This window comes from Saccharospirillum impatiens DSM 12546 (assembly GCF_000423605.1).
GTDB lineage: Bacteria > Pseudomonadota > Gammaproteobacteria > Pseudomonadales > Natronospirillaceae > Saccharospirillum > Saccharospirillum impatiens.
In genome coordinates, this window is the sequence record NZ_AUIH01000024.1 from 43,320 (window position 1) to 65,436 (window position 22,117).

General features: G+C 55.7%; 21 protein-coding genes and 4 tRNA genes. 4 read left to right on the top strand and 21 right to left on the bottom strand.

Annotated elements, in window-relative coordinates; genetic code table 11:
* Positions 1 to 152 precede the first annotated feature (152 nt).
* The 21 genes from rplL to G565_RS0113015 all read right to left on the bottom strand — a co-directional run bounded on the left by rplL (position 153) and on the right by G565_RS0113015 (position 16,442).
* Positions 153 to 527 carry a 50S ribosomal protein L7/L12 gene (rplL, locus tag G565_RS0112915; RefSeq protein WP_028671303.1) on the bottom strand — a complete coding sequence of 125 codons (375 nt, stop codon included), beginning with the start codon at positions 525 to 527 and terminating at the stop codon, positions 153 to 155.
* 51 nt (positions 528 to 578) lie between these two features.
* On the bottom strand, positions 579 to 1,109 hold the full coding sequence (gene rplJ, locus G565_RS0112920) for a 50S ribosomal protein L10 (RefSeq protein ID WP_028671304.1): 531 nt from the start codon (positions 1,107 to 1,109) through the stop codon (positions 579 to 581).
* A 296-nt stretch (positions 1,110 to 1,405) separates the two neighbouring features.
* Positions 1,406 to 2,101, bottom strand: coding sequence for a 50S ribosomal protein L1 (rplA, locus tag G565_RS0112925; protein WP_028671305.1), 696 nt, complete (start codon positions 2,099 to 2,101; stop codon positions 1,406 to 1,408).
* A complete protein-coding gene (rplK, locus tag G565_RS0112930; protein WP_028671306.1) occupies positions 2,101 to 2,535 on the bottom strand; it encodes a 50S ribosomal protein L11 in 435 nt (144 codons plus the stop codon). The genes rplA and rplK overlap by 1 nt, the downstream gene beginning before the upstream one ends.
* Before the next feature lie 108 nt (positions 2,536 to 2,643).
* Complete coding sequence (gene nusG, locus G565_RS0112935; protein WP_028671307.1) at positions 2,644 to 3,180, bottom strand: transcription termination/antitermination protein NusG; 537 nt, start codon at positions 3,178 to 3,180, stop codon at positions 2,644 to 2,646.
* 11 nt (positions 3,181 to 3,191) lie between these two features.
* Entirely contained in the window at positions 3,192 to 3,560 is a 369-nt protein-coding gene (gene secE, locus G565_RS0112940; protein WP_028671308.1) for a preprotein translocase subunit SecE, read from the bottom strand.
* 79 nt (positions 3,561 to 3,639) lie between these two features.
* Positions 3,640 to 3,715: transfer RNA gene (locus G565_RS0112945), tRNA-Trp, on the bottom strand.
* Between the two features lie 319 nt (positions 3,716 to 4,034).
* Entirely contained in the window at positions 4,035 to 5,231 is a 1,197-nt protein-coding gene (gene tuf / locus G565_RS0112950; RefSeq protein ID WP_028671309.1) for an elongation factor Tu, read from the bottom strand.
* A 100-nt stretch (positions 5,232 to 5,331) separates the two neighbouring features.
* Positions 5,332 to 5,406, bottom strand: a tRNA-Thr gene (locus tag G565_RS0112955).
* A gap of 62 nt (positions 5,407 to 5,468) precedes the next feature.
* Positions 5,469 to 5,542: transfer RNA gene (locus tag G565_RS0112960), tRNA-Gly, on the bottom strand.
* A 21-nt stretch (positions 5,543 to 5,563) separates the two neighbouring features.
* Positions 5,564 to 5,648 (bottom strand) — tRNA-Tyr (locus tag G565_RS0112965).
* Between the two features lie 288 nt (positions 5,649 to 5,936).
* Positions 5,937 to 6,593 carry an SPOR domain-containing protein gene (locus G565_RS0112970; protein WP_028671310.1) on the bottom strand — a complete coding sequence of 219 codons (657 nt, stop codon included), beginning with the start codon at positions 6,591 to 6,593 and terminating at the stop codon, positions 5,937 to 5,939.
* Positions 6,590 to 7,321 carry a type III pantothenate kinase gene (locus G565_RS24060; RefSeq protein WP_037339153.1) on the bottom strand — a complete coding sequence of 244 codons (732 nt, stop codon included), beginning with the start codon at positions 7,319 to 7,321 and terminating at the stop codon, positions 6,590 to 6,592. The genes G565_RS0112970 and G565_RS24060 overlap by 4 nt, the downstream gene beginning before the upstream one ends.
* A gap of 18 nt (positions 7,322 to 7,339) precedes the next feature.
* Positions 7,340 to 8,305 (bottom strand): biotin--[acetyl-CoA-carboxylase] ligase, encoded by a 966-nt coding sequence (locus G565_RS0112980; protein ID WP_028671311.1) that lies wholly within the window; start codon positions 8,303 to 8,305, stop codon positions 7,340 to 7,342.
* A gap of 153 nt (positions 8,306 to 8,458) precedes the next feature.
* Positions 8,459 to 9,295: an ABC transporter permease subunit gene (locus G565_RS0112985; protein ID WP_028671312.1), complete on the bottom strand. Its 837-nt coding sequence runs from the start codon at positions 9,293 to 9,295 to the stop codon at positions 8,459 to 8,461.
* Positions 9,292 to 10,194: an ABC transporter permease subunit gene (locus G565_RS0112990; protein WP_028671313.1), complete on the bottom strand. Its 903-nt coding sequence runs from the start codon at positions 10,192 to 10,194 to the stop codon at positions 9,292 to 9,294. Before G565_RS0112990 ends, G565_RS0112985 begins: the two co-directional genes overlap by 4 nt.
* The gene (potA, locus tag G565_RS0112995; RefSeq protein WP_028671314.1) at positions 10,191 to 11,333 is read right to left on the bottom strand and encodes a polyamine ABC transporter ATP-binding protein; all 1,143 of its coding nucleotides are present in this window, start codon (positions 11,331 to 11,333) and stop codon (positions 10,191 to 10,193) included. The genes G565_RS0112990 and potA overlap by 4 nt, the downstream gene beginning before the upstream one ends.
* A 189-nt stretch (positions 11,334 to 11,522) precedes the next feature.
* Entirely contained in the window at positions 11,523 to 12,614 is a 1,092-nt protein-coding gene (locus tag G565_RS0113000; RefSeq protein ID WP_028671315.1) for a polyamine ABC transporter substrate-binding protein, read from the bottom strand.
* Positions 12,615 to 12,722: 108 nt separating this feature from the next.
* On the bottom strand, positions 12,723 to 14,117 hold the full coding sequence (locus G565_RS0113005) for an aspartate aminotransferase family protein (protein WP_028671316.1): 1,395 nt from the start codon (positions 14,115 to 14,117) through the stop codon (positions 12,723 to 12,725).
* A 213-nt stretch (positions 14,118 to 14,330) separates the two neighbouring features.
* A complete protein-coding gene (locus tag G565_RS0113010) occupies positions 14,331 to 15,683 on the bottom strand; it encodes a glutamine synthetase family protein (RefSeq protein WP_028671317.1) in 1,353 nt (450 codons plus the stop codon).
* Between the two features lie 18 nt (positions 15,684 to 15,701).
* Positions 15,702 to 16,442, bottom strand: coding sequence for a gamma-glutamyl-gamma-aminobutyrate hydrolase family protein (locus tag G565_RS0113015; RefSeq protein ID WP_028671318.1), 741 nt, complete (start codon positions 16,440 to 16,442; stop codon positions 15,702 to 15,704).
* A gap of 366 nt (positions 16,443 to 16,808) precedes the next feature.
* Here G565_RS0113015 and G565_RS0113020 point away from each other — a divergent pair, with 366 nt between their 5' ends.
* From G565_RS0113020 to aguA, 4 genes are all read left to right on the top strand, one after another.
* On the top strand, positions 16,809 to 18,260 hold the full coding sequence (locus G565_RS0113020; RefSeq protein ID WP_028671319.1) for an NAD-dependent succinate-semialdehyde dehydrogenase: 1,452 nt from the start codon (positions 16,809 to 16,811) through the stop codon (positions 18,258 to 18,260).
* An 87-nt stretch (positions 18,261 to 18,347) separates the two neighbouring features.
* Positions 18,348 to 19,712, top strand: coding sequence for a glutamine synthetase family protein (locus G565_RS0113025; RefSeq protein ID WP_028671320.1), 1,365 nt, complete (start codon positions 18,348 to 18,350; stop codon positions 19,710 to 19,712).
* Positions 19,713 to 20,035: 323 nt separating this feature from the next.
* Positions 20,036 to 20,905 carry an N-carbamoylputrescine amidase gene (gene aguB, locus G565_RS0113030; protein WP_028671321.1) on the top strand — a complete coding sequence of 290 codons (870 nt, stop codon included), beginning with the start codon at positions 20,036 to 20,038 and terminating at the stop codon, positions 20,903 to 20,905.
* Between the two features lies 1 nt (position 20,906).
* On the top strand, positions 20,907 to 22,004 hold the full coding sequence (aguA, locus tag G565_RS0113035) for an agmatine deiminase (protein ID WP_028671322.1): 1,098 nt from the start codon (positions 20,907 to 20,909) through the stop codon (positions 22,002 to 22,004).
* The last annotated feature ends 113 nt before the right edge of the window (positions 22,005 to 22,117 follow it).

Here is a 22,117-nt window from a genome sequence, read left to right on the forward strand (position 1 = left end):
TTGCCATCGTCCTGACGGATCGATGCGGTCAATCCGCCTTACTTGATCGGGGTGCTCAGAAACTTTTGCTTCTGAGACACGAAAAGGCCGACGGCCAATGGCCGCCAGCCAATTCGACTGAATTGCCTATTTGCAATCCAGAACCATCGAAGTTACTTAACTTCCACGGTTGCGCCAGCTTCTTCAAGCTTGGCTTTGATCTGCTCAACTTCGTCTTTGCTAGCAGCTTCTTTAACTGCAGCAGGAGCGCCGTCGACCAGGCCTTTGGCTTCTTTCAAGCCAAGACCTGTGATCTCACGAACAACCTTGATCACGTTTACTTTCTTCTCACCAGCAGAAGTCAGGATAACGTCGAATTCAGTTTGCTCTTCAGCAGCTTCGCCGCCAGCAGCAGGACCAGCAGCAACAGCTACAGCAGCCTGGGCAGAAACGCCAAACTTCTCTTCCATTGCTTCAACCAGAGCTACAACGTCCATTACAGACATTTCAGCAATGGCGTTCAAGATATCTTCATTGGACAGTGCCATGTTACTAATCTCCAAAAATTCTCAAAAATGTTCAAACAAGCTGCGTAACGATTACGCGGCTTCTTTTTTCTTGTCGGCAACAGCCGCCATAACACGGGTGATAGAGGATGGTACCTCGTTGAGCGTACGCGCCAGCTTGGTAACCGGTGCCAACGTAACGTTGGCCAGCATTCCCAGAGCTTCGTGACGCGTCGGCAATTTCGCCAGACGATCAATTTGGTCCGCACCCATCAGTTCACCACCAACGGCCAGCGATTTCACTTCGAACTTTTCAACGTCTTTCGCGAAGTCTTTGAAAAGTCGAGCGGCAGCACCCGGGTCTTCCATAGAGAAGGCCAGCAGAGTCGGTCCGACCAAAGCGGAATGAGCCACTTCGTATTCGGTACCCTCAAACGCACGCTTGGCCAAAGAATTCTTGACTACACGTACGAAGATTTTCTGCTCACGGGCCTGCTTACGCAGGTTATCCATATCTGAAACGGTTACACCGCGTGCATCCGCGATCACCAGAGACAGAGCGTTGGCAGCAACTGCATTCACCTCGGTGACAATGGCTTTCTTGTCTTCGAGATTCAGCGCCACAATCTTTCTCCTACTATTTTCTGGCTTAGCCAGGCCCAATTGAGCCTGTCACCATCGAAGGTCCGAAGACCCTGTGTTTTGACCCCCTTCGAGGTCAACGGTGGTAGGATCCAGCCCAATAAAAACCGAATCGGGGTCCACCGTCTGCGTAGGACATTAAGGGAACCGGGCGTCAACGATTCATAAAACCTCAGCCCTGAACCCACCTACGGTCTTTGACAATTCCCGCGAGCGACGCTCGCGAGAACCCCAAAGTCCTGTTGCACTGCCCATCTATAAACAGGCAGCGACTTAAATCAGATAACCAGTGAGCTCTGATCGATTGCAATGCCAGGACCCATGGTCGAGGACACAGAAATCTTCTTCAGATACACACCTTTTGCAGAAGACGGCTTCAACCGCTTCAGGTCAGCAATAATAGCTTCTGCGTTCTCTTTAATGGCGTTCGGCTCAAAAGCCACCTTGCCAATGCAAGCGTGGATGATGCCGTTCTTGTCAGTACGGAAACGCGCCTGACCAGCCTTGGCGTTTTTAACAGCCGTAGCGACGTCCGGGGTTACGGTACCAACCTTCGGGTTTGGCATCAGACCACGAGGACCCAACACCTGACCCAACTGGCCAACAACGCGCATTGCATCCGGAGAAGCGATAACCACGCCGAAGTTCAGATCGCCGCCTTTGATTTGCTCGGCCAGATCTTCCATACCGACAACATCCGCACCGGCTTCTTTTGCCGCTTCGGCGTTGGCGCCCTGGGCAAATACCGCGATACGCACGTCTTTACCTGTACCATTCGGCAGCACTGTAGAGCCACGAACATTCTGGTCAGATTTACGAGCATCGATACCGAGATTAACGGACAGATCAACAGACTCTGCGAATTTGACGGTCGACAGCTCTTTCAACAGGGCAACAGCGTCTTCGATGCTATAAACCTTGGTTGCGTCAACTTTTTCGCGCGCGACTTTGGCGCGCTTGCTCAGCTTAGCCATTACTCAACACCCTCTACATTCAGACCCATGCTACGAGCAGAGCCCGCAATCGTACGAACCGCTGCATCCATATCGGCTGCCGTCAGGTCCGGATCCTTGGTGGTGGCAATCTCTTCCAACTGAGCACGGGTAACGGTACCGACTTTCTCAGTGTTAGGACGACCTGAACCACTCTTAATACCGGCTGCTTTTTTCAGCAGAATCGCGGCTGGCGGAGTCTTGGTAACAAAGGTAAAGCTGCGATCACTGTATACAGTAATAACAACAGGAATCGGCAAACCCGGCTCAGTGCTCTGGGTCTCGGCATTGAACGCCTTACAGAATTCCATGATGTTCACGCCATGCTGACCCAGCGCCGGACCTACCGGGGGGCTCGGGTTGGCTTGACCTGCCTTTACTTGCAGCTTGATATAAGCATTAACTTTCTTGGCCATGATAACCTCTCATTTGGGTGGTAACGCCGCTAGGCTCCCCGTCAAACATTACAGACAACAAAACCCCGAAGCCGTTTTCGACCCCAGGGCATGCAGCCTGCCTGCGCATCAGGTCATTTTTTCGATCTGAGTAAACTCCAGCTCGACCGGTGTTGCCCGACCGAAGATCGACACCGAGACCTGCACCCGGTTCTTCTCGTAATTCACTTTCTCGACCGTGCCGTTGAAATCAGCAAACGGACCGTCATTGACCCGAACAACCTCGCCCGGCTCATAAATAGTCTTCTGCGTAGGCTTGTCGACACCTTCTTTGACGCGCTGCAGAATGCCATCCGCTTCGCGACTCGTCAGCGGAGCTGGCTTTTCCGGCGTACCGCCAATAAAGCCCATCACCCGGGGAATTTCTTTCACCAGGTGCCAGGTATCGTCATCCATTTCCATTTCAACCAGGACGTAGCCCGGGTAAAACTTACGCTCACTCTTGCGTTTCTTGCCGTCGCGCATTTCAACGACAGACTCTGTAGGCACCAGGATTTCGCCAAACTTGTCCTGCATGCCCTTTAATTCAACCTGCTCCTGCAAGGAAGCAGCAACGCGCTTCTCAAACCCTGAATAGGCGTGTACAACAAACCAGCGCTTGGCCATATCGATCTCCTTTAACCAATAATCCGGGATACAACCAATCCCAGCAGAGAATCGACACCCCAAAGAATCAGGGCCACTACCAACACGACGCCAATCACAACCAGACTGGTCTGGGTGGTTTCCTGCCGGGTCGGCCAGACTACCTTGCGCACTTCAACCCAGGCTTCCTTGCGCAACCGATTAATGTATTTGCCACGCGCGGTTGTCAGGGCTATCCCGACCGCGACCAGAGACACAAACACAACCGCCAGCGCACGCACCAGCATGGACTGGTCGCCAAAATAGAAGTTACCGCCGATAACGACAATCATCAGCGCGGCGACAACGATCCACTTGATCCAATCTAGGGCGGTATTATTCGACTCAACCTGAGCGTTCATGCGGTGGACACCTTAACTCTGGATAAATTCAGCACTGCAACTTCCCAGCACTGCAACTGTGAATCTTGGGACGCTTTAATGGCAGGCCAGGAGGGACTCGAACCCCCAACCCCCGGTTTTGGAGACCGGTGCTCTACCAATTGAACTACTGGCCTGTAAAGCAACTGGGCGGCGGATTCTATGCTAACTACCGCGCAGTTTCAAGCACTTAGGTGGCTTTTTTCAGGAAACGAACGAACCACAGAGGCATCGCTTCCTTCCAATCAGCTCAAACCCACTTCCAACATGGGCTGAAACCAACCAAACTCCCTAACTACACCGGTTCGCCTCAACGACTTACCGGATTTATAGCCGGAGACAGAGCTCCGGCGGCAGGACTTACAAGGCACCTTAGGAGCCTTGCAGCTGTTAGCGATAAGCCGTTAACTACGAGCCGCTACAAACCGCTCATAGCTCTCAGCTCAAAGCCGACCTTTACTCAATGATCTTCGCTACAACACCCGCACCTACGGTACGGCCGCCTTCACGAATCGCAAAACGCAGACCTTCGTCCATCGCAATCGGAGCGATCAGGGTAACGTCCATCTTGACGTTATCGCCTGGCATGACCATCTCTACGCCTTCCGGCAGTTCACAGGCACCGGTTACGTCGGTGGTGCGGAAGTAGAACTGCGGACGATAGCCTTTGAAGAATGGCGTGTGACGACCACCTTCGTCTTTGCTCAGCACGTATACTTCAGCTTCGAACCTGGTGTGCGGCGTGATTGAACCGGGCTTGGCCAGTACCTGACCACGCTCGATGTCATCACGCTTGGTGCCACGCAGCAGCGCGCCAATGTTCTCACCGGCACGACCTTCATCGAGCAGCTTGCGGAACATTTCAACACCGGTAACAACGGTCTTGGTGGTGTCGTGGATACCAATAACTTCCACTTCTTCACCAGACTTGATGATGCCACGCTCAACACGACCGGTTACAACCGTACCGCGACCGGAGATCGAGAATACGTCTTCAATAGGCATCAGGAACGGCTGATCAATCGCGCGCTCCGGCTCTGGAATGTAGCTATCCAGCGCTTCAACCAGCTTCTTAACAGCGGTTGTGCCCATTTCGTTGTCGTCTTTGCCTTCCAGCGCCATCAGCGCAGAGCCGATGATGATCGGCGTGTCGTCGCCCGGAAAGTCATACATGGACAGCAGGTCACGCACTTCCATCTCAACCAGTTCCAGCAGCTCTTCGTCATCGACCATGTCCGCTTTGTTCAGGAACACAACGATGAAGGGCACGCCGACCTGACGGGACAGCAGGATGTGCTCACGCGTTTGCGGCATCGGGCCGTCAGCAGCGGAACAGACCAGGATAGCGCCGTCCATCTGAGCCGCACCGGTGATCATGTTTTTCACATAGTCGGCGTGGCCCGGGCAGTCAACGTGCGCATAGTGACGAGCCGGTGAATCGTATTCAACGTGAGAGGTCGCAATGGTAATACCACGCTCACGCTCTTCCGGTGCGTTGTCGATGCCGTCAAACGCAACGGAGGCGCCTGTGCCCCACACTTCATGACAAACGCGCGTCAGCGCCGCCGTCAGAGTAGTTTTACCGTGGTCAACGTGACCGATGGTGCCGACGTTTACGTGCGGCTTGGTACGCTCAAAAGTAGCTTTAGACATAGTCCCAGCCTCTCACCTGGATTCACATAAGCAAAAGGCAGCCACTGCAAAGTGCCTGCCTTTCGATTCATTCAGCCAGCCAAAACGCCGGCCACAAATATGGTGCTCACGATGAGACTCGAACTCATGACCTCTCCATTACCAATGGAGTGCTCTACCACTGAGCTACGCGAGCAAACGAACACTGCAGACAGACCAGAAGGAACAACCCGAAGGCCGACTTTCAACAACACTATCTGGAGCGGGTAGCGGGAATCGAACCCGCATCATCAGCTTGGAAGGCTGAGGTTCTACCTTTGAACTATACCCGCACTGCCTCCGGAAGGAGGAAATGGTGGAGGGGGACGGATTCGAACCATCGAAGCATAAAGCGGCAGATTTACAGTCTGCTCCCTTTGGCCACTCGGGAACCCCTCCAAACCGGGCGGAAGTTTGCATGAAGCCTGTCATGGTGTCAACTCTGACCGTTAAATTTTTCTCAATCAGAACAAGCACTTAGACTACATGAAACCGGATAAAACCCACCTTGCCTAACAAGGAGGCGCGCATAGTATTGATTATGGGATTGAAATGCAACTGTTCGACGAGGGTTTTGCACCACCGTTTGAGGGTGGCGTCACTGCCAGTAAACCCTGACAGGTACTGGTTAGCAACCACCCAGGCAGGAAGCGCCTCTGACGAGAAGGAGCGCCAGCAGGCGTTCCGCTAACACCGGAAGCGCTGGAACGAGGCACCTTCGAACTCAGAGACGATCGAATCCAACGCAGCGTTGGAAATCTGCCGCGCTGATTCAGCCGGCACAGTAAGCACCCATACATTGCGCGTGCGGTCGACCCGCTCAACCCGCGCCTCCAGGCCCCGACTCGTCAACTCAGAGACCCGGGTACGGGCATTGCTGTCTGACGAGAACAGTCCCAGGGAGATCCCGCCGGCAAGGCGACCCTGATTAATCAGAAAACTTTCGATGTCTTCTGCCTGCAACTGGGCCAGCCGGTCGCGACCAAGCTGGTCGGTCTCAAAGGGGCCGATCACGACCCAGTAATCCGATCGCAATACCTCCTGCCGGGTACTGAGGTCCGATGCTACTTCCAGCGCCCGCAGGCGGGATTGAATAATGTCGGCCTGGTCTTCAGCGGCGATGCCGTTAATGCGAATACACTGCAAGGGCTCCACCGCTGGCTCGGCTGCCGCTGTTTGCTCGAATTCGGCCAACTGGTTTCGCGTAGCCTGATCAATCGCCAGATTATTCAATTGTGCCACAGAGGGCTCAGCCTCCTGAATATCAGGCTGGCCCATCTGCCAGTACTGGTACCCTCCCAATGCCAGGTTCAGCACCAGTAGCGTCAGAATAATCCACTTCATCCGAGAGATTCCATGTAAGCCGCATCCTTATAAAGTTGTCTCATGCCCGCGAACACCAGATCCGGTATTTGCTCTGCACCGAGTTGTACGTGACCTGCCAGCACCGGGGCGTCACCGCCGGTCCAGATCAGGCGGCAAGGCGACAGGGCATATTCAGACCAGGCAGCGGCAACCGCCGCGCTGAGCGCCAGCAATGCACCGTTGGCTATGGCGTCAGCCGTATTATTCCCGGGTGCCTTGCTCTGGCTGGCGGCCACATCCGGTAACGCGAATGTATCATTTACCAGGGCGCGGCGCATCAGCGTCAGGCCGGGCATGATATAGCCACCCAGATGCTTACCGTCCGAATCAATCGCATCGATCGTCAACGCCGTGCCGGCGTCCACAATGACGGCATTTTGCTGATATTCGCGCAGAGCGATCAGAGTCAACCAGCGATCCACTCCATACCGTTCCGGGTCTGGATAGGCCAACTCAACCCCGTGCCAGCCATTGCGCACCTTGATGAGGTTGACCTTGCATCGGCCAGCGACCACCAGCGCATCCCGAAGTTGAACACCGAACGCCGAGACGGAAGCGATCAGTACCTGAACCGGCTGCCATCGATCTATCGTCGCCAACGCGGTATCGATGCTGAGCCAGTAGCCAGAGTGCTCGCCCATCCGGTACTTGCAGCGGCTGTTGCCGCAATCAAGAAACAGAACCTCTGCTTCAGCAATCGCTGCCATAGCGCCCTTCCCTTAGAATTACCACAGTACCGACACCTCACCGCCATTGACCGTTCGCCGCTGGCCGCGTTCATCATCGATAATCAGTTGCCCCTGCGCATCGATGCCGCGGGCCACCACGATTTGTTGCTGCTCCCCCTGCACCAGCGTCACCGACCGGTTCAACAAACAGTCATAGCTCGCCCATTCCTGCAGCAACGTTGCCAGACCACCGGCCTGGCCAAGGTCAGCCAGCACGCATTGCAATTCGTTCAACAGGGCAGCCAGCAAGTCATTGCGATCGATGAATTCACCGGCGAGCTCCCGCAGGCATCCGATGTCCCGATCAAGCCCCGGTGGCGACGCGTTCACATTCAAACCAATGCCGACTACCAGCACCGGCTGATCGAGGGGATTGCCCTGGAGTTCGCACAGAACGCCGCCAAGCTTGCGGCCGTCACAATAGATATCGTTGGGCCACTTCAGCGCAACGGACACCTTTGCGACCTGCCTGATCGCCCTGACAACCGCCACACCGACCACCAGACTGGCTGCGTAGAGCGCATCGCCGGTCAGTGATTCCCGTACCGCTGCAGAGACCATCACACTGCTGGCTGGCGGACTCTGCCAGGCTCGACCACGACGGCCCCGGCCCTGATGCTGAAAGTCGGCGGTACAGACCGACCAACGTCCGGGTGCGGGGGGCTGCGCCAGCACCCAGGCATTGGTCGAGTCGACATCCGTGCGGATATCAAGCACCGACAAGCGACGGGTTACCTCCTTTGACAGCAACGCCAGCACACGATCACGGTCGAGCAAGCTGATGGGCTCCGCCAGCCGGTAGCCTCGCCCCTTGACCGAATACACATCCACCCCCTGAGCCACCAGCTCAGCCACCCAGTTGGATACGGTTGGACGTGTTACCTGAAGTTCCCCGGCCAATAGTTGGCCCGAGGTAAAGTGCTGGTGGGATAACAATGGCAACAAACGATAAAGGCTTTTCATACAGACGAGGGAACCCTGGTGGCCAACGGTGCGATCGACGGGGCAAGCAACACCCCTTTGCGCACATCATAGGGAAAATTAGGCCCCCGGCACAGACCTGCCCCCTGATGGGTCCGACGCATCCTGATAAAGGAGTTGCCGGGCCCGGTCTCCCTAGCCCTGAGCAGCCATACGCGCTGCCGCACGGTTGTGCTGATCGATTTTGCGAAACAAAATCCAGCTGCTGAAGGCGATGATCGATACCACGCCAATAATAATAGTCGCCAGAGCGTTAATTTTGGGCGTCACCCCCAATTTGACCTGGCTGAACACTTCGATCGGCAATGTCGTAGCCCCGGGTCCGGTCACAAAGCTGGCGATGACTACGTCATCCAGAGACAGCGTAAAAGACAACAGCCAGGCGGAAATTATAGCCGGTGAAATCACCGGCAAGGTGACCAGGAAGAATGCCTTGATCGGGGTCGCTCCCAGGTCAAGCGCTGCCTCCTCGAGACTCTGGTCCATCTCACGCAACCGGGAACTGATCACAACGGTGGAATACGCCACACAGAACGTTGTGTGGGCAATCCAGATAGTCAACATACCGCGCTGCGCCGGCCAGCCGAGTGACTGGGCCATGGCAACAAACAGCAGCAACATGGAAATACCGATGATCACGTCAGGCATAACCAGTGGTGCAGTGATCATGCCGCTGAACAGAGTACGGCCACGGAACCGGGTAAAGCGAATCATAACGATGGAAGCCAGCATACCGATCACCACCGCTGTACTGGCCGAGTAGAACGCAATCTGCAGAGACCGCCCTACTGCGCTCATTAACTGCTGGTCCTGAAACAACTCGCCATACCACCGCGTCGACCAACCCGCCCAAACCTGCACCATGCGCGAGGCGTTGAACGAATAGATGATCAACATCAGCATCGGGCCATACAAAAAGAAAATACCCAGCCAAAATATGGTAACGCTGAGACTGAAACGACCTGATTTCATTGCCCCACCTCCTTGTTCTGATACCGGTGAAACAACATGATCGGGACGATCAGCAACAGGATCATCAGCACCGCCAACGCTGAGGCGACTGGCCAGTCGCGATTGTTAAAGAACTCCTGCCACAGCACCTTGCCTATCATGATGGTCTCGGCACCACCGAGCAGTTCCGGAATAACGTACTCACCCACCACGGGAATGAACACCAGCATCGAGCCGGCAACGATGCCGTTAACCGACAGAGGCAGAGTAATGCGAAAAAAGGAGGTGATTTTACGTGCGCCCAGATCACTGGCGGCCTCCAGCAGCGCATTATCATGCTTCACCAGGTTGGCATAGAGTGGTAATACCATGAAGGGCAGATAGGAATACACCACGCCAATATACACCGCAAAATTGGTGTTAAGCATCTGGATAGGGCTGTCGATCAGACCGATCCAAACCATGAAATTGTTGAACACGCCGTTGTTACCCAACAGTCCCATCCAGGCATAAACTCGAATCAGAAAGGATGTCCAGCTAGGCAACAGTACCAGCAGCAGCCAGGTGGTTTGCAAGTGCGGCGGCGCCTTGGCGATGGCATACGCCATTGGATAGCCCAACAACAAACAAAAAATCGTGGCATTAAACGCAATCTTGATCGAATTCCAATAGGCCTGGATGTACAGATCGTCACTCAACAACCAGGCATAATTACTGAACGTCATCCTGATGTTCAGGGTCTGATCCAACCATTCGAACATCGCCGTGTAGGGCGGAATGCTGAGCATGGTTTCCGACAGAGAAATCTTCGCCACCATCACAAACGGCATAAAGAAGAAGACCAGCAACCACAGATACGGCCCGGCAATCACCCAGCGGCGGCCGCCTGGCAGAATACGGGCAAGATCGAGTTTTTTCATGAGCGCAACACCACGCCGCTGTCGCTGGCCCAGTGCACATAGACCGGGTCGTCCCAGGTAGGCCGGTCGGCACGCCGCTCGACGTTAGCCAGGAAACATTGAACGATTTTGCCTTGGGGCAGTCGAACGTAATAAACGGTGTGCCCGCCCAAATAGGCAATATCATGCACGATGCCGGATGACCAGTTATAGTCTCCCTCGGGCCGCTCTCGCGTCATGAGGGTTTTCTCCGGGCGCAGGGCAAACAACATACTGCGTTCGTCAACACTGGACGTCACGCCGTGTCCGATGTAGATATCCGCGTCGAGTTCATCCGTGTGCAACGTCATGTGGTCTTCCTGATCATCGATGATCTGACCATCAAACAGATTCACCGACCCGATAAACTCCGCCACCATTCGGCTGTTCGGACTCTCGTACACGTCGACTGGCGAGCCAATCTGCTGAATAAAGCCCTGGTCCATAATCGCTATGCGGTCGGCCATGGTCATTGCCTCTTCCTGATCGTGGGTCACCATCACACAGGTAACGCCCACATTCTCCAGGATGTCGACCACTTCAAGTTGCATCTCCGTGCGCAGCTTTTTATCCAGTGCGCCCATGGGTTCATCAAGCAACAACAATTTGGGTTGTTTTGCCAGGCTCCGCGCCAGGGCCACCCGCTGGCGCTGACCACCCGACAACTGATGAGGCTTGCGCCGGGCAAACTTCTCCATGTGGACCAGTTTCAGCATGCGCTGCACTCGGTCGATGATCACATCTTTCGCCAGCTTTTCCTGCTTCAGACCAAACGCCAGGTTCTGCTCGACCGTCATGTGCGGAAACAGGGCGTAGGATTGAAACATCATATTGATCTGGCGCTGGTAAGGCGGCTGGTGAGTAATGTCTTCACCTTCAAGCAGGATGCGCCCTTCAGTAGGGTTTTCAAACCCCGCCATCATGCGCAGTAGGGTTGACTTGCCTGAACCGGAAGCCCCAAGCAGTGCAAAGATCTCACCCTGGCGAACATCAAGCGTGACGTTGTCAACGGCCAGATCTTCATCAAAATACTTGGTTATCTTCTCAATACTGAGCAACGTTTTCTTGGTTTCAGTACTGGTCTCATGCTGTTGTCGGCGCGCGCCGGCCGCTAATGCCATCTGGGTGTCTCCCCTCTAACGCTGGCTAATATACCGAGTCTTATGTTTTTTGTGCTGGTACGCACTCGTCGTTGATCACACTGGGTCTGCAATTCTGCTGTAAATACTCAGATCCACTTCCGGACGTTCACAAAGTACTTGCAGCAAAAATGTCGGGGCCGGGAATACCGGCCCCGTATAGCTATTAGATCAGCTGCCTGACTTGAATCGTGTCCAGCCGCGCGTGATTTCACGCATGATGCTGTTTGGCAAAATCTCGTTGGTGAACAAGGTTGTACCTGCAGGCGGGTAGATACCCGGATTTTCCAGAATCTCAGGGTCGATAAACGGCTTGGCGGCCTCTACCGGGCTTCCGTACCAAACGTAGTTGGTAATACCAGCAGCCACTTCCGGCTCCAGTACAAAGTTAATAAACTCATGGGCTTCCTCAACATTCCGGGCATCGGCAGGAATCACCATCATGTCTGACCAGAGGACGGTTCCCTCTTCAGGGATGAAGTAGTCCACCTCGACGCCAGCATCTGCTTCTTCAGCGCGAGCCATGGACTGGAATACATCGCCGGACCACCCAATAGAGACACACACTTCACCATTAGCCAGATCGGAAATGTAGCGAGAGCTGTGGAAGTACTGAATATGGGGACGCACTTTATTCAGCTCGGTCAGAGCCGCACGATAGTCAGCAGCACTGCGGCTATAAGGATCACGGCCCATGTACTGAAGAATCAGCGGAAAGATCTCATTACCCGAGTCGAGGAAAGTAATACCGCATTCGGCTAACTGCGATGCATATTGCGGATCGAACACCAGGTCCCAGCTTCCCACCGGAGCATCATCGCCGAGTATTTCCTGAATTTTGCCGACGTTATAACCAATGCCGTTGGTACCCCACTGATAAGGCACTGAGTATTCATTGCCCGGATCGAAGTTCTCGAGGCGCTCAACCAGTTCCATGTCCAGATTGTCATAATTGGTCAACTTGGATTTGTCGAGCTTCTGGTAGGCACCGGCCTGGATCTGGCGAGCCATGTAGTTGGTCGTCGGGACGACGATGTCATATCCGGTTTGGCCAGACAGAACCTTGGCTTCCAGCACGTCGTTGGAATCAAAGACATCATAAACTACTTCAATGCCGGTTTCGGCTGTAAAGTCTGCCAATGTGTCCGGGCCAATGTAGTCAGACCAGTTATAGATATAAACAACGCGATCTTCCGCAATTGCTGCGCCGGCTACGGCCGCCGTCAGTGCGGCAATTGCGATGGTCTTCTTATGTTTACTCATCGAAAGATACTCTCCTGCATCGTTTTTTATTCGGCCCTTCGGCTGACCTGACCAGCTTCCGGACCACCTGCCTACAGTAAAATGAGATGATCAAAACACCAATAGAATTTATGCCCTGGCCGGATATTCTTTCTGCAACTGACCCAGAGTCTGGTCCAGCGCCCGGCGCGTTCTGGCAACAAGTTCATCAATTTCAGCCAGGCTGATCACCAGCGGTGGCGACATCAACATGGTGTCACCGGTAGCGCGCAACACCAAGCCGCCTTCCAGAGCGTAGTCGCGGCAAAGGGTGCCCACCCGCCCTTCTTCAGGGTAGCGACTGCGGCTGAGTTTATCCTGAACCAGCTCTACCGCCCCTAACATGCCCACACCACGGACCTCACCCACCAGGGGATGGTCTGCCAGCGTTTGCAATTGCGCCTGCAAGTAAGGTGCCGCTTCCTCCCGAACCCGGTCGACAATGCCTTCTTCGCGCAGAATGCGTATATTTTCCAGTGCCACGGCTGCACAGACCGGGTGTCCCGAATAGGTAAAGCCGTGATTGAATTCCCCGCCGCTGGCTTTGAACAGTTCAGCCACACGATCAGCCACCATGACGCCACCAATGGGCAGATATCCGGAGGACAGGCCCTTGGCGATAGGCATCAAATCCGGTGTCAGGTCATAATAATCGGAACCGAACCACTCGCCGGTACGGCCGAAACCACAAATGACTTCATCGACCACCAACAATAGATCATAGCGTTTGACGATGCGTTCAATTTCCGGCCAATAGCTGTCCGGCGGGATAATCACACCGCCCGCTCCCTGAATTGGCTCGGCAATAAAAGCACCCACGGTGTCGGGCCCCAGCTCCAGAATTTTGTCTTCCAGTGCCTGCGCAGCGAGTCGACCAAAGTCGTCCGGCGACAGGTCACCGCCCTCTCCGTACCAGTAGGGTTGGCGAATATGCGCGATACCGGGAATTGGCAGATCACCCTGGGCATGCATGGGGCTCATGCCGCCCAGGCTGGCACCGGCCACCGTCGAACCGTGATAGCCGTTGTGTCGCCCGATGATGGTTTTCTTTTTGGGCTGACCTTTCAGGTCCCAGTAGCGGCGCACCATGCGCAGCACGGTATCATTGGCTTCGCTGCCGGAATTGGTAAAGAAGGTGTGATTGATGTGCGATGGTGCAATTTCAGCCAGCGCGCTGGCTAACTCCACGGCCGGCGGCGTTGCCGACTTGAAGAACAGGTTATAGTAAGGCAGTTGCGCCATTTGGCGGCTGGCAGCATCGACCAGCTCCTTACGCCCATACCCCAGATTCACACACCAGAGCCCGGCAAAGGCATCCAGATAGGCCTTACCTTCGCTGTCCCAGAGCGTCACGCCCTCGGCCCGGGTGATGATGCGCGCGCCCTCCTGGCCAATTGCACCGCTGTCACCAAAGGGGTGCAGCATGTGGTCGGCACCCTGATGTTGCCAGAGTTCGGTTTGAGTCAGTGACGGTGCAGCTGTCATGACAGTTCCCCCATTCAATTGAATTACAGGCCTCGGGGTTAGTTGAGTGGCAGAGTCCGCGGCGGCTACCGGTGGTGCCTCTCGGGTGGTGCGACACTCGATCGGCGTAAACCCGTCCATGGGGCCTAGACCGCAGCATCCCTGCTGCGGACTTCCCCGCAGAGGCACCACCGGCACCCGCCGCTCACAATCTTCGCCCCGAGCCTTTAATTATTAAACCGTACTCAACAGGAACTCCCGCTCCCAGGAGCTGATCACTCGTTTGAAGCCCTCGTACTCAGCCCAACGCGTTGCTATAAAACCATCAACGAAAGTCGGTCCCAGCAGTTCCCGCATTTCCTGGCAATCGGCCATGGTGTCCAGCGCCGCTTCCAGGTTGAACGGTACATCCGGGTCGGCCTCTGCTCCGGCACGGCCGGTGACCGGCTTACGCGGTTTGAGATCTTTCACCATACCCAGGTATCCGCAGGCAAGGTTCGCCGCCATGGCGAGATAAGGATTGGTGTCGGCGCCGGGCAGTCGGTTTTCGACGCGGCGCGACTCCGGCGATGCCTGGGGCACCCGCAGCCCTACCGTGCGATTTTCCTCACCCCATTCAATGTTCACCGGTGCATTGCCATCCGCGCCCGGCAAATAACGCCGGTAGCTGTTCATGTTCGGGGCAAACATCGGCATCAGTGCCGGAATGTAAGCCTGCAAACCACCGATGTAGTTGAGGAATTGCTTGGAGGCCGAGCCGTCCGGATTGGAAAACAGGTTCTTGCCCGTTTTCGCATCCACCAAAGACTGGTGAATGTGCATGGAGCTGCCGGGCTCGCCGGTAATCGGCTTGGCCATAAAGGTTGCACCAATGTTGTGCTTCATCGCCGCTTCACGCACCGTCCGCTTGAACACAAACACCTGGTCAGCCAATTTCAAAGCATCGCCATGACGGAAGTTGAATTCCATCTGGGCGGTGCCTTCCTCGTGAATCAGGGTATCGATGTCCAGCCCCTGGGCTTCACACCAGTCGTAGATGTCTTCAATGATCGGATCGAATTCGTTCGCGGCATCTATGCTGAATGACTGACGGCCACTTTCCTTGCGGCCAGAACGGCCTATCGGTGGTTCCAGCGGCAAGTCCGGATCGGTGCAACGCTGGGTCAGATAAAATTCAACCTCCGGCGCAACAATGGGCTTCCAGCCCTTGGCTTCATAGAGTCCCAAAACCTTTTTCAGCACCGCACGCGGCGACAGCTCAATCAGGTTGCCAACGCTGTCGTAGCAGTCGTGAATGACGTGAGCCGTCGGCTCCAGCGTCCAGGGCACCAGAAAGGCCGCGTTCGGATCCGGGCGCAGAATCATGTCGATATCGGCCGGGTCGAGAATGCTGTAATAGGATTCGTCGTCCGGGTAATCACCGGTTGCTGTCTGCAGCAACACGCTCTCTGGCAAGCGGATACCGCGCTCAGCAATGAACTTGCTGGTGGGCATGATTTTACCGCGCGCGATGCCGGTCTGATCCGGCGTGATGCATTCCACTTCGGTCACGCGGTTGTCTTTAAGCCACTTAATCAATTCTTCCATACAGGGTTCGTTCGGTTATCACGCTCTACACGCATCACCGAACGCCTCAAACAGTTGTCGTTGCTGGGGGTGGTTCTTTACCTGCCATTCCGGGTGCCACTGCACGGCCAGGGCAAATCGCATGGCGGCGATTCGCACTGCTTCGATCAAACCGTCCGGTGCAGTGGCTTCAACCTCTAAGCCGCCCCCAAGCGTTGCTACACCTTGAACATGCAAGGAGTTTACCTCCAGGGTGTCTGTCTCAAGAATCTGCTGCATTAACCCACCCCGGGCCAGTGCAACAGCATGTGCCGGCGCGTACTGCTGCGCCAGCGACTCGTCTTTGTTTTCCCGATGCTCGATTAAGCCCGGCACTTCATGCAAAGCCTGATGCAAGGTTCCGCCAAGTGCCACGTTGATTTCCTGAAAACCACGACAGGCGGCAAACAATGGCATATCCCGTGCCATAGCCGCTTCAATCAGGGCCAGACTCAATGCATCCCGACGCTCATCATAAACCTGATCCGCCAATGGCGCCTGACCATAGCGCTGCGGATGCACCATAGAATAGCCACCGGTTAGAAAGAGACCATCGAAATGCTTTAAGTAAGTAGAGGGATCGAACAGTTCAGTTAGAGCGGGGAGCAACACAGGGGTCACACCAGCGGCAGTGGCCAGTGCGGTCAGGTACTTGTCGCCTGCCATATGAAAGGCATGCGGCGGTACCATCTTGACATCGCAGACGACGCCGACCAATGGTCGGGCACGTTCGGGCTGCATGCAAACCCCCTGTTGTGTAGCGCTTTGTTATGACCTTGAACGCCGTATTTTACACCCAACCAAACGGGTATATGCGACGATTCTTCAAGTGTTTATTTTTTACCACGTTACCATAAAAAATAATCAACACAAGGCACTAAAATCGTCGAATGTTAATTATATAAAACATCTTTGGCGGTTTTATGGGCTTACCGGTGAGCAAGGTGTCAATTATTTTAATCACAGCTATTGAGCTTGTCCTCATTTTGAGGTTAGCTTGCTGCATTCAATCGCACACCTTCGGGCTTCAAAAGTAACCACTATACTGAGTGGCTCACGGCGACATGGCTTCGCCCGTCGGCGATGCAATGCATAAGGAGCACCTTCATGACAGATTCGATGATTCACAGCCTCAGTTTTATTGACGGGGATTGGGCAACTGCTCGGTCCGGTCGCACCTTTGATGTTACCAATCCGGCCAATGGCGACTGCCTGGCCGTGGTCACAGACTGCGGCCCGGAAGACGCTGAACTGGCCATCGAAGCAGCCCACCGGGCATTCGCAACCTGGAAAAAAGAAACCGCCAAGAGTCGCGCTGCGATCCTGCGCCGCTGGTTTGAGCTAATCATGAACCACCAGGATCAACTGGCCGAGCTGATGACGCTGGAATGCGGCAAACCCCTGGTCGAATCCAAAGGTGAAGTCGCCTATGGTGCTTCCTTTATAGAGTGGTTCGCTGAGGAAGCCAAACGTGCCTACGGCGACGTGATTCCGACACCCAACAACGACCGTCGCATTCTGGCGATCAAACAACCAATCGGGGTCTGTACTGCCATTACCCCCTGGAACTTTCCGCTGGCGATGATCACCCGCAAGGTAGCCCCCGCTCTGGCCGCTGGCTGCACAGCGGTGGTCAAGCCAGCCGAAGCAACGCCGCTGACCGCGCTGGCACTGGCCGACCTGGCGCGGCAGGCTGGTTTGCCGGATGGTGTGCTGAATATCATTACCGCCAGCAATGGCAAAGCGGTTGGTGAAGTACTCAGCACCCACCCTCTGGTTCGTAAGGTAAGCTTTACCGGCTCGACCCCGGTTGGCAAAATGCTGATTCGCCAGGCAGCCGACACCGTTAAAAAGGTCTCCATGGAGCTCGGTGGCAACGCGCCCTTTATTGTCTTTGACGACGCGGATATCGATGCAGCGGTCAAAGGGGCTATGGCGTCGAAGTATCGCAATACCGGTCAGACCTGTGTATGCGTTAATCGATTTTTGGTGCAGGATGGCGTCTATGACCGCTTCGCCCGGGCGATGGCCGAAGCCAGTTCGGAGCTTAAGGTGGGTAACGGCCTGGACGACGGCGTGACTATCGGCCCACTGATCAACGAAGCCGGCATAGAGAAGGTCGAGGCACTGCTTAGCGACGCCACTGACCAGGGAGCCCGCATTCTGCTTGGCGGCAAACGCCACAGTCTGGGACGCAGTTTTTTTGAACCCACGGTGCTGGCAGACGTCACCCCGGGTATGCGCGTCAGTCAGGAGGAAATTTTCGGTCCCATTACCGCACTGACCCGGTTCAAGACTGAAGAGGAAGCGGTCACGCTGGCCAACGACACTCCTTTTGGTTTGGCTGCCTATTTCTACAGCAACAACCATGCGCGTATCTGGCGCGTCGCCGAGGACCTGGAATACGGCATGGTCGGCATCAATGAAGGTATCATCTCGACGGAAGTGGCGCCCTTTGGTGGCGTTAAGGAATCCGGACTGGGCCGTGAAGGCAGCCACTACGGCATCGATGAATACCTGGAACTCAAATATTTATGCATGGGTGGTCTGGATCGCTGATCGTTATTGCGACCCTCCGCCCACCTGTTAAGTCGCCATGGCGGGCCTGTAAATACAGGCCGTCATCGCCAACGATGAGAAAGCATCATGTCACACCCTGAAGTAACCGCCTTTCTGGCGCAGCACCCGAATGTAACCACCATAGAACTGCTGATCACGGACCTGAATGGCGTGCTGCGCGGCAAACGCATTGAACGCGAGTTGCTAGAGAAGGTATATGAAGAAGGCTTCAATATGCCTGGCTCTGTGATGGCACTCGATGCCACGGGCACAACCGTTGAGGAAACCGGACTCGGTGCCGACGAGGGCGACAGAGACAGGTTGTGTCTGCCGGTGCCCGGTACCCTTTCCATGGTGCCCTGGCATGCGGATGGTGACAGGGCGCAGGCACTGTTCACCATGTTTGAGACGGACGGTGTCACACCGTTTCGGATGGACCCGCGCCAGGTTCTGACTCAGGTCGTTCACCGTTTCAATGAGCTGGGCTACACGCCTGGCATTGCCGTCGAGCTGGAGTTCTACCTGATCGACACTGAGCGAGATGCCGATGGGCAGTTGCAGCCGCCGGTGTCTCCGGTCAGCGGTCGGCGCATGAGCTCCAAGCAGGTCTATTCGATGGACGACCTGGACGACTACGATTTCTTTATTCGGGATGTGCTCGATACCGCGCACGAGCAGAACATCCCGGCTGATACGGTCATTACTGAATACGCTCCGGGCCAGTTCGAGGTCAATTTGAACTATGGTAACGACCCGATGCGTGCGGCTGATGAAGCGGTGCTGCTCAAGCGGGTTATTGCTCAGGTGGCCCGCAAATGGGAGATGGAAGCGACGTTCATGGCCAAGCCCTACATTGAAGAAGCGGGCAGCGGCATGCACATTCACCTCAGTTTAATGGACAGTGACGGCAACAATATTTTTGCCAGTGAAGACCCGGAAAGCGTCCCGGAAATGCGCTGGGCGATGGGCGGCCTGATCGACATGGCCGATCACGTTCAGGCGCTACTGTGCCCGAACATCAACAGTTATCGACGACTCAACCCGGATGCTTTCGCCCCTACTGCAAAAACCTGGGGATATGATAACCGGACGTCTGCTTTGCGCATTCCGTCCGGCAACATCGAAGCCACCCGCATAGAGCACCGGATGAGCGGCGCCGACACCAATCCGTACCTGGCCGTGGCCGTGGTACTGGCCGGTGCGACCGAAGGCCTGCAGAACCACATTGAGCCTCCGGAGCCGGTAGAAGGTAATGTCTACGATCAGGACCACCCGGAGCTGGCAGATAACGCGCGCGATGCGCTGCGCTCCATGGTTCTGGATGAGCGGGTTCAAACCTGGTTCGGTGCCGACTTCATCGAGATGTACCGCATCTGCAAATGGAGCGAAGTGCGACTGTTCGAGCGCCAGGTCACCCCCATGGAATACGAGCTTCTGCTACCCTATATTTGAGTGCTCAAGTTTCGGAGTTCGCGGGTTGAATAAGTGGGATTGGCCCGCGCCGGCTACCGGGGATACCCCTGTGGGGTCGGCGTAAATCCATCCATGGAGCCTAGACCGCAGCATCCTTGCTGCGGACTACCCCACAGGGGTATCCCCGGCAACCGTCGCTAGTTTCATTAGCGAACTCCGAAACTTGTAGTCAACTATTGAGTCTGAATTTGATCTCTGAAGGACGCTTCACCAGCCCGAAAAAAACGCTGGTATTTTCGCTAGTTTCAGCAAAAATACGCGCCCCTGAGAACCCGGGGTTAACCTCAAAGGAGCCTCTATAAATGAGACCGGTAACTGTAGCTGCCACCCAGATGAGCTGTGGCTGGGACGTTGACGCCAACATCGCCAAAGCCGACGCCCTGGTGCGTGAGGCCGCCGCGAAAGGCGCACAGATCATCCTGATCCAGGAGCTGTTTGAGCGCTGCTATTTTTGCCAGAAACAAATCGAAGGTTACATGGCCTTTGCGACACCGGTTGAGGAAAACCCGGCGATCAAGCATTTCAGCGCAGTGGCCGCAGAGCTCAAGGTCGTGCTGCCCATCAGTTTTTACGAGCGGGCCAACAACGCCTTTTACAACACGGTCGCCATCATCGATGCCGACGGCTCCAACCTGGGCATCTATCGCAAGACACACATCCCCGATGGCCCGGGTTACTCGGAAAAATTCTATTTCACGCCCGGCGATACCGGCTTCAAAGTCTGGGATACCGCCTACGCGCGCATTGGTGTGGGTATTTGCTGGGATCAGTGGTTCCCCGAAACCGCTCGCGCCATGGCATTGATGGGCGCCGAGCTGCTGTTCTACCCGACCGCTATCGGCAGTGAACCGCAGGACCACACCATCGACTCCCGGGATCACTGGCAGATTACCCAGCAAGGCCACGCAGCGGCCAATTTGACGCCCTATATCGCCAGCAACCGAACCGGTATTGAAGCGGAAGGCGAACAGACCATTTCTTTTTATGGCTCGTCCTTTATCGCCAATGAACTTGGTCAGAAGGTGGCTGAGTTCGATCGCAAAGACGAAGGCGTTCTGGTGCATACCTTTGACCTGGATGAAGTCGCCAGCACTCGTCGCGCCTGGGGTGTCTTCCGCGACCGTCGCCCGGATCTCTATGACCCGCTCATGACCAAGGACGGAGGCCGCTGATATGCCAGCGCCGCTCGCCTCCAACCCCCGCGCAGATGGCTACTACATGCCCGCCGAATGGGCACCCCACAGCCAGACCTGGATGCTGTGGCCTGAACGGCCGGACAACTGGCGCTATGGCGCCAAGCCGGCTCAGGCCGCCTATACCGCCGTCGCCGAGGCCATCGCCCGCTTTGAACCGGTCAGCATGGGCGTCTCGGCCGACCAGTACGAAAACGCCTGCGCCCGGCTCAGTGCCGGCATTCGGGTGGTGGAGCTGACCTGCAACGATGCCTGGGTGCGTGACACCGGCCCTACGTTTATCATCAACAATCAGGGGGGTTTGCGCGCCAACGACTGGGAGTTCAACGCCTGGGGCGGCCTCACGGGCGGTCTGTATCAGCCGTGGAACCGGGATGATCAGGTGGCGCAAAAGATCTGCAACATGGAGCGCATCGAACGCTATCGCTCTGAGGGCTTTGTGCTCGAAGGCGGTGCCATTCATGTTGATGGTGAAGGCACTCTAATGACCACCGAAGAGTGCCTGTTGAACAACAACCGCAACCCGCATCTGACGCGAGCCGAGATTGAACAGCGACTGCGTGACCATCTGAACATCGACACCATCCTGTGGGTACCGGACGGCATTTACAACGACGAAACCAACGGACACATCGACAACATGGCCTGCTTCGTCAAACCCGGGCATGTCGTACTGGCCTGGACCGACGACGAAACCGATCCGCAATACCAGCGCAGCCGTCTGGCATTTGATTACCTCAGCGCCCATCGCGATGCCAAAGGCCGGTCGCTGAGCATCACCAAAATGCCTCTGCCCAAACCACTGATGCAGACCGAGGCTGAAGTCGACGGCATCGACTGGGCCCAGAAAGCCTGGCCGCGCCGGGCCGGTGAACGGATGGCCGCCAGTTATGTGAACTTCCTGATGGTCAATGGCGGCATTATTCTGCCGAGCTTCGACGACCCCAAAGACGCCATCGCCGCCAACATTCTCAGCGATCTGTGCAAAGACCGTGAAGTGGTCCAGGTGCCAGGCCGGGAGATTCTGCTCGGTGGCGGCAACATTCACTGCATCACCCAGCAGCAACCTGCGGCTTGAGGGAATTCAGCCAGACCTTGGCGCCAGGCTTCAAAGCTCCCGACTTACGGACTACTGGCCACCACACGAATGCTCCCTCTCCCGTGAGACGGGAGAGGGCCGGGGGGAGGGTT

Coding starts and splice junctions, on each gene's coding strand:
- G565_RS0112985 (WP_028671312.1), bottom strand. CDS start 9,295: ATGAAATCAGGTCGTTTCAGTCTCAGCGTTACCATATTTTGGCTGGGT.
- aguB (WP_028671321.1), top strand. CDS start 20,036: ATGAGACCGGTAACTGTAGCTGCCACCCAGATGAGCTGTGGCTGGGAC.
- G565_RS0112990 (WP_028671313.1), bottom strand. CDS start 10,194: ATGAAAAAACTCGATCTTGCCCGTATTCTGCCAGGCGGCCGCCGCTGG.
- rplA (WP_028671305.1), bottom strand. CDS start 2,101: ATGGCTAAGCTGAGCAAGCGCGCCAAAGTCGCGCGCGAAAAAGTTGAC.
- G565_RS0113025 (WP_028671320.1), top strand. CDS start 18,348: ATGTCACACCCTGAAGTAACCGCCTTTCTGGCGCAGCACCCGAATGTA.
- aguA (WP_028671322.1), top strand. CDS start 20,907: ATGCCAGCGCCGCTCGCCTCCAACCCCCGCGCAGATGGCTACTACATG.
- G565_RS0112980 (WP_028671311.1), bottom strand. CDS start 8,305: ATGAAAAGCCTTTATCGTTTGTTGCCATTGTTATCCCACCAGCACTTT.
- rplL (WP_028671303.1), bottom strand. CDS start 527: ATGGCACTGTCCAATGAAGATATCTTGAACGCCATTGCTGAAATGTCT.
- G565_RS0112970 (WP_028671310.1), bottom strand. CDS start 6,593: ATGAAGTGGATTATTCTGACGCTACTGGTGCTGAACCTGGCATTGGGA.
- G565_RS0113015 (WP_028671318.1), bottom strand. CDS start 16,442: ATGCAGCCCGAACGTGCCCGACCATTGGTCGGCGTCGTCTGCGATGTC.
- rplK (WP_028671306.1), bottom strand. CDS start 2,535: ATGGCCAAGAAAGTTAATGCTTATATCAAGCTGCAAGTAAAGGCAGGT.
- G565_RS0113005 (WP_028671316.1), bottom strand. CDS start 14,117: ATGACAGCTGCACCGTCACTGACTCAAACCGAACTCTGGCAACATCAG.
- G565_RS0113010 (WP_028671317.1), bottom strand. CDS start 15,683: ATGGAAGAATTGATTAAGTGGCTTAAAGACAACCGCGTGACCGAAGTG.
- secE (WP_028671308.1), bottom strand. CDS start 3,560: ATGAACGCTCAGGTTGAGTCGAATAATACCGCCCTAGATTGGATCAAG.
- potA (WP_028671314.1), bottom strand. CDS start 11,333: ATGGCATTAGCGGCCGGCGCGCGCCGACAACAGCATGAGACCAGTACT.
- nusG (WP_028671307.1), bottom strand. CDS start 3,180: ATGGCCAAGCGCTGGTTTGTTGTACACGCCTATTCAGGGTTTGAGAAG.
- tuf (WP_028671309.1), bottom strand. CDS start 5,231: ATGTCTAAAGCTACTTTTGAGCGTACCAAGCCGCACGTAAACGTCGGC.
- G565_RS0113000 (WP_028671315.1), bottom strand. CDS start 12,614: ATGAGTAAACATAAGAAGACCATCGCAATTGCCGCACTGACGGCGGCC.
- G565_RS24060 (WP_037339153.1), bottom strand. CDS start 7,321: ATGGCAGCGATTGCTGAAGCAGAGGTTCTGTTTCTTGATTGCGGCAAC.
- G565_RS0113020 (WP_028671319.1), top strand. CDS start 16,809: ATGACAGATTCGATGATTCACAGCCTCAGTTTTATTGACGGGGATTGG.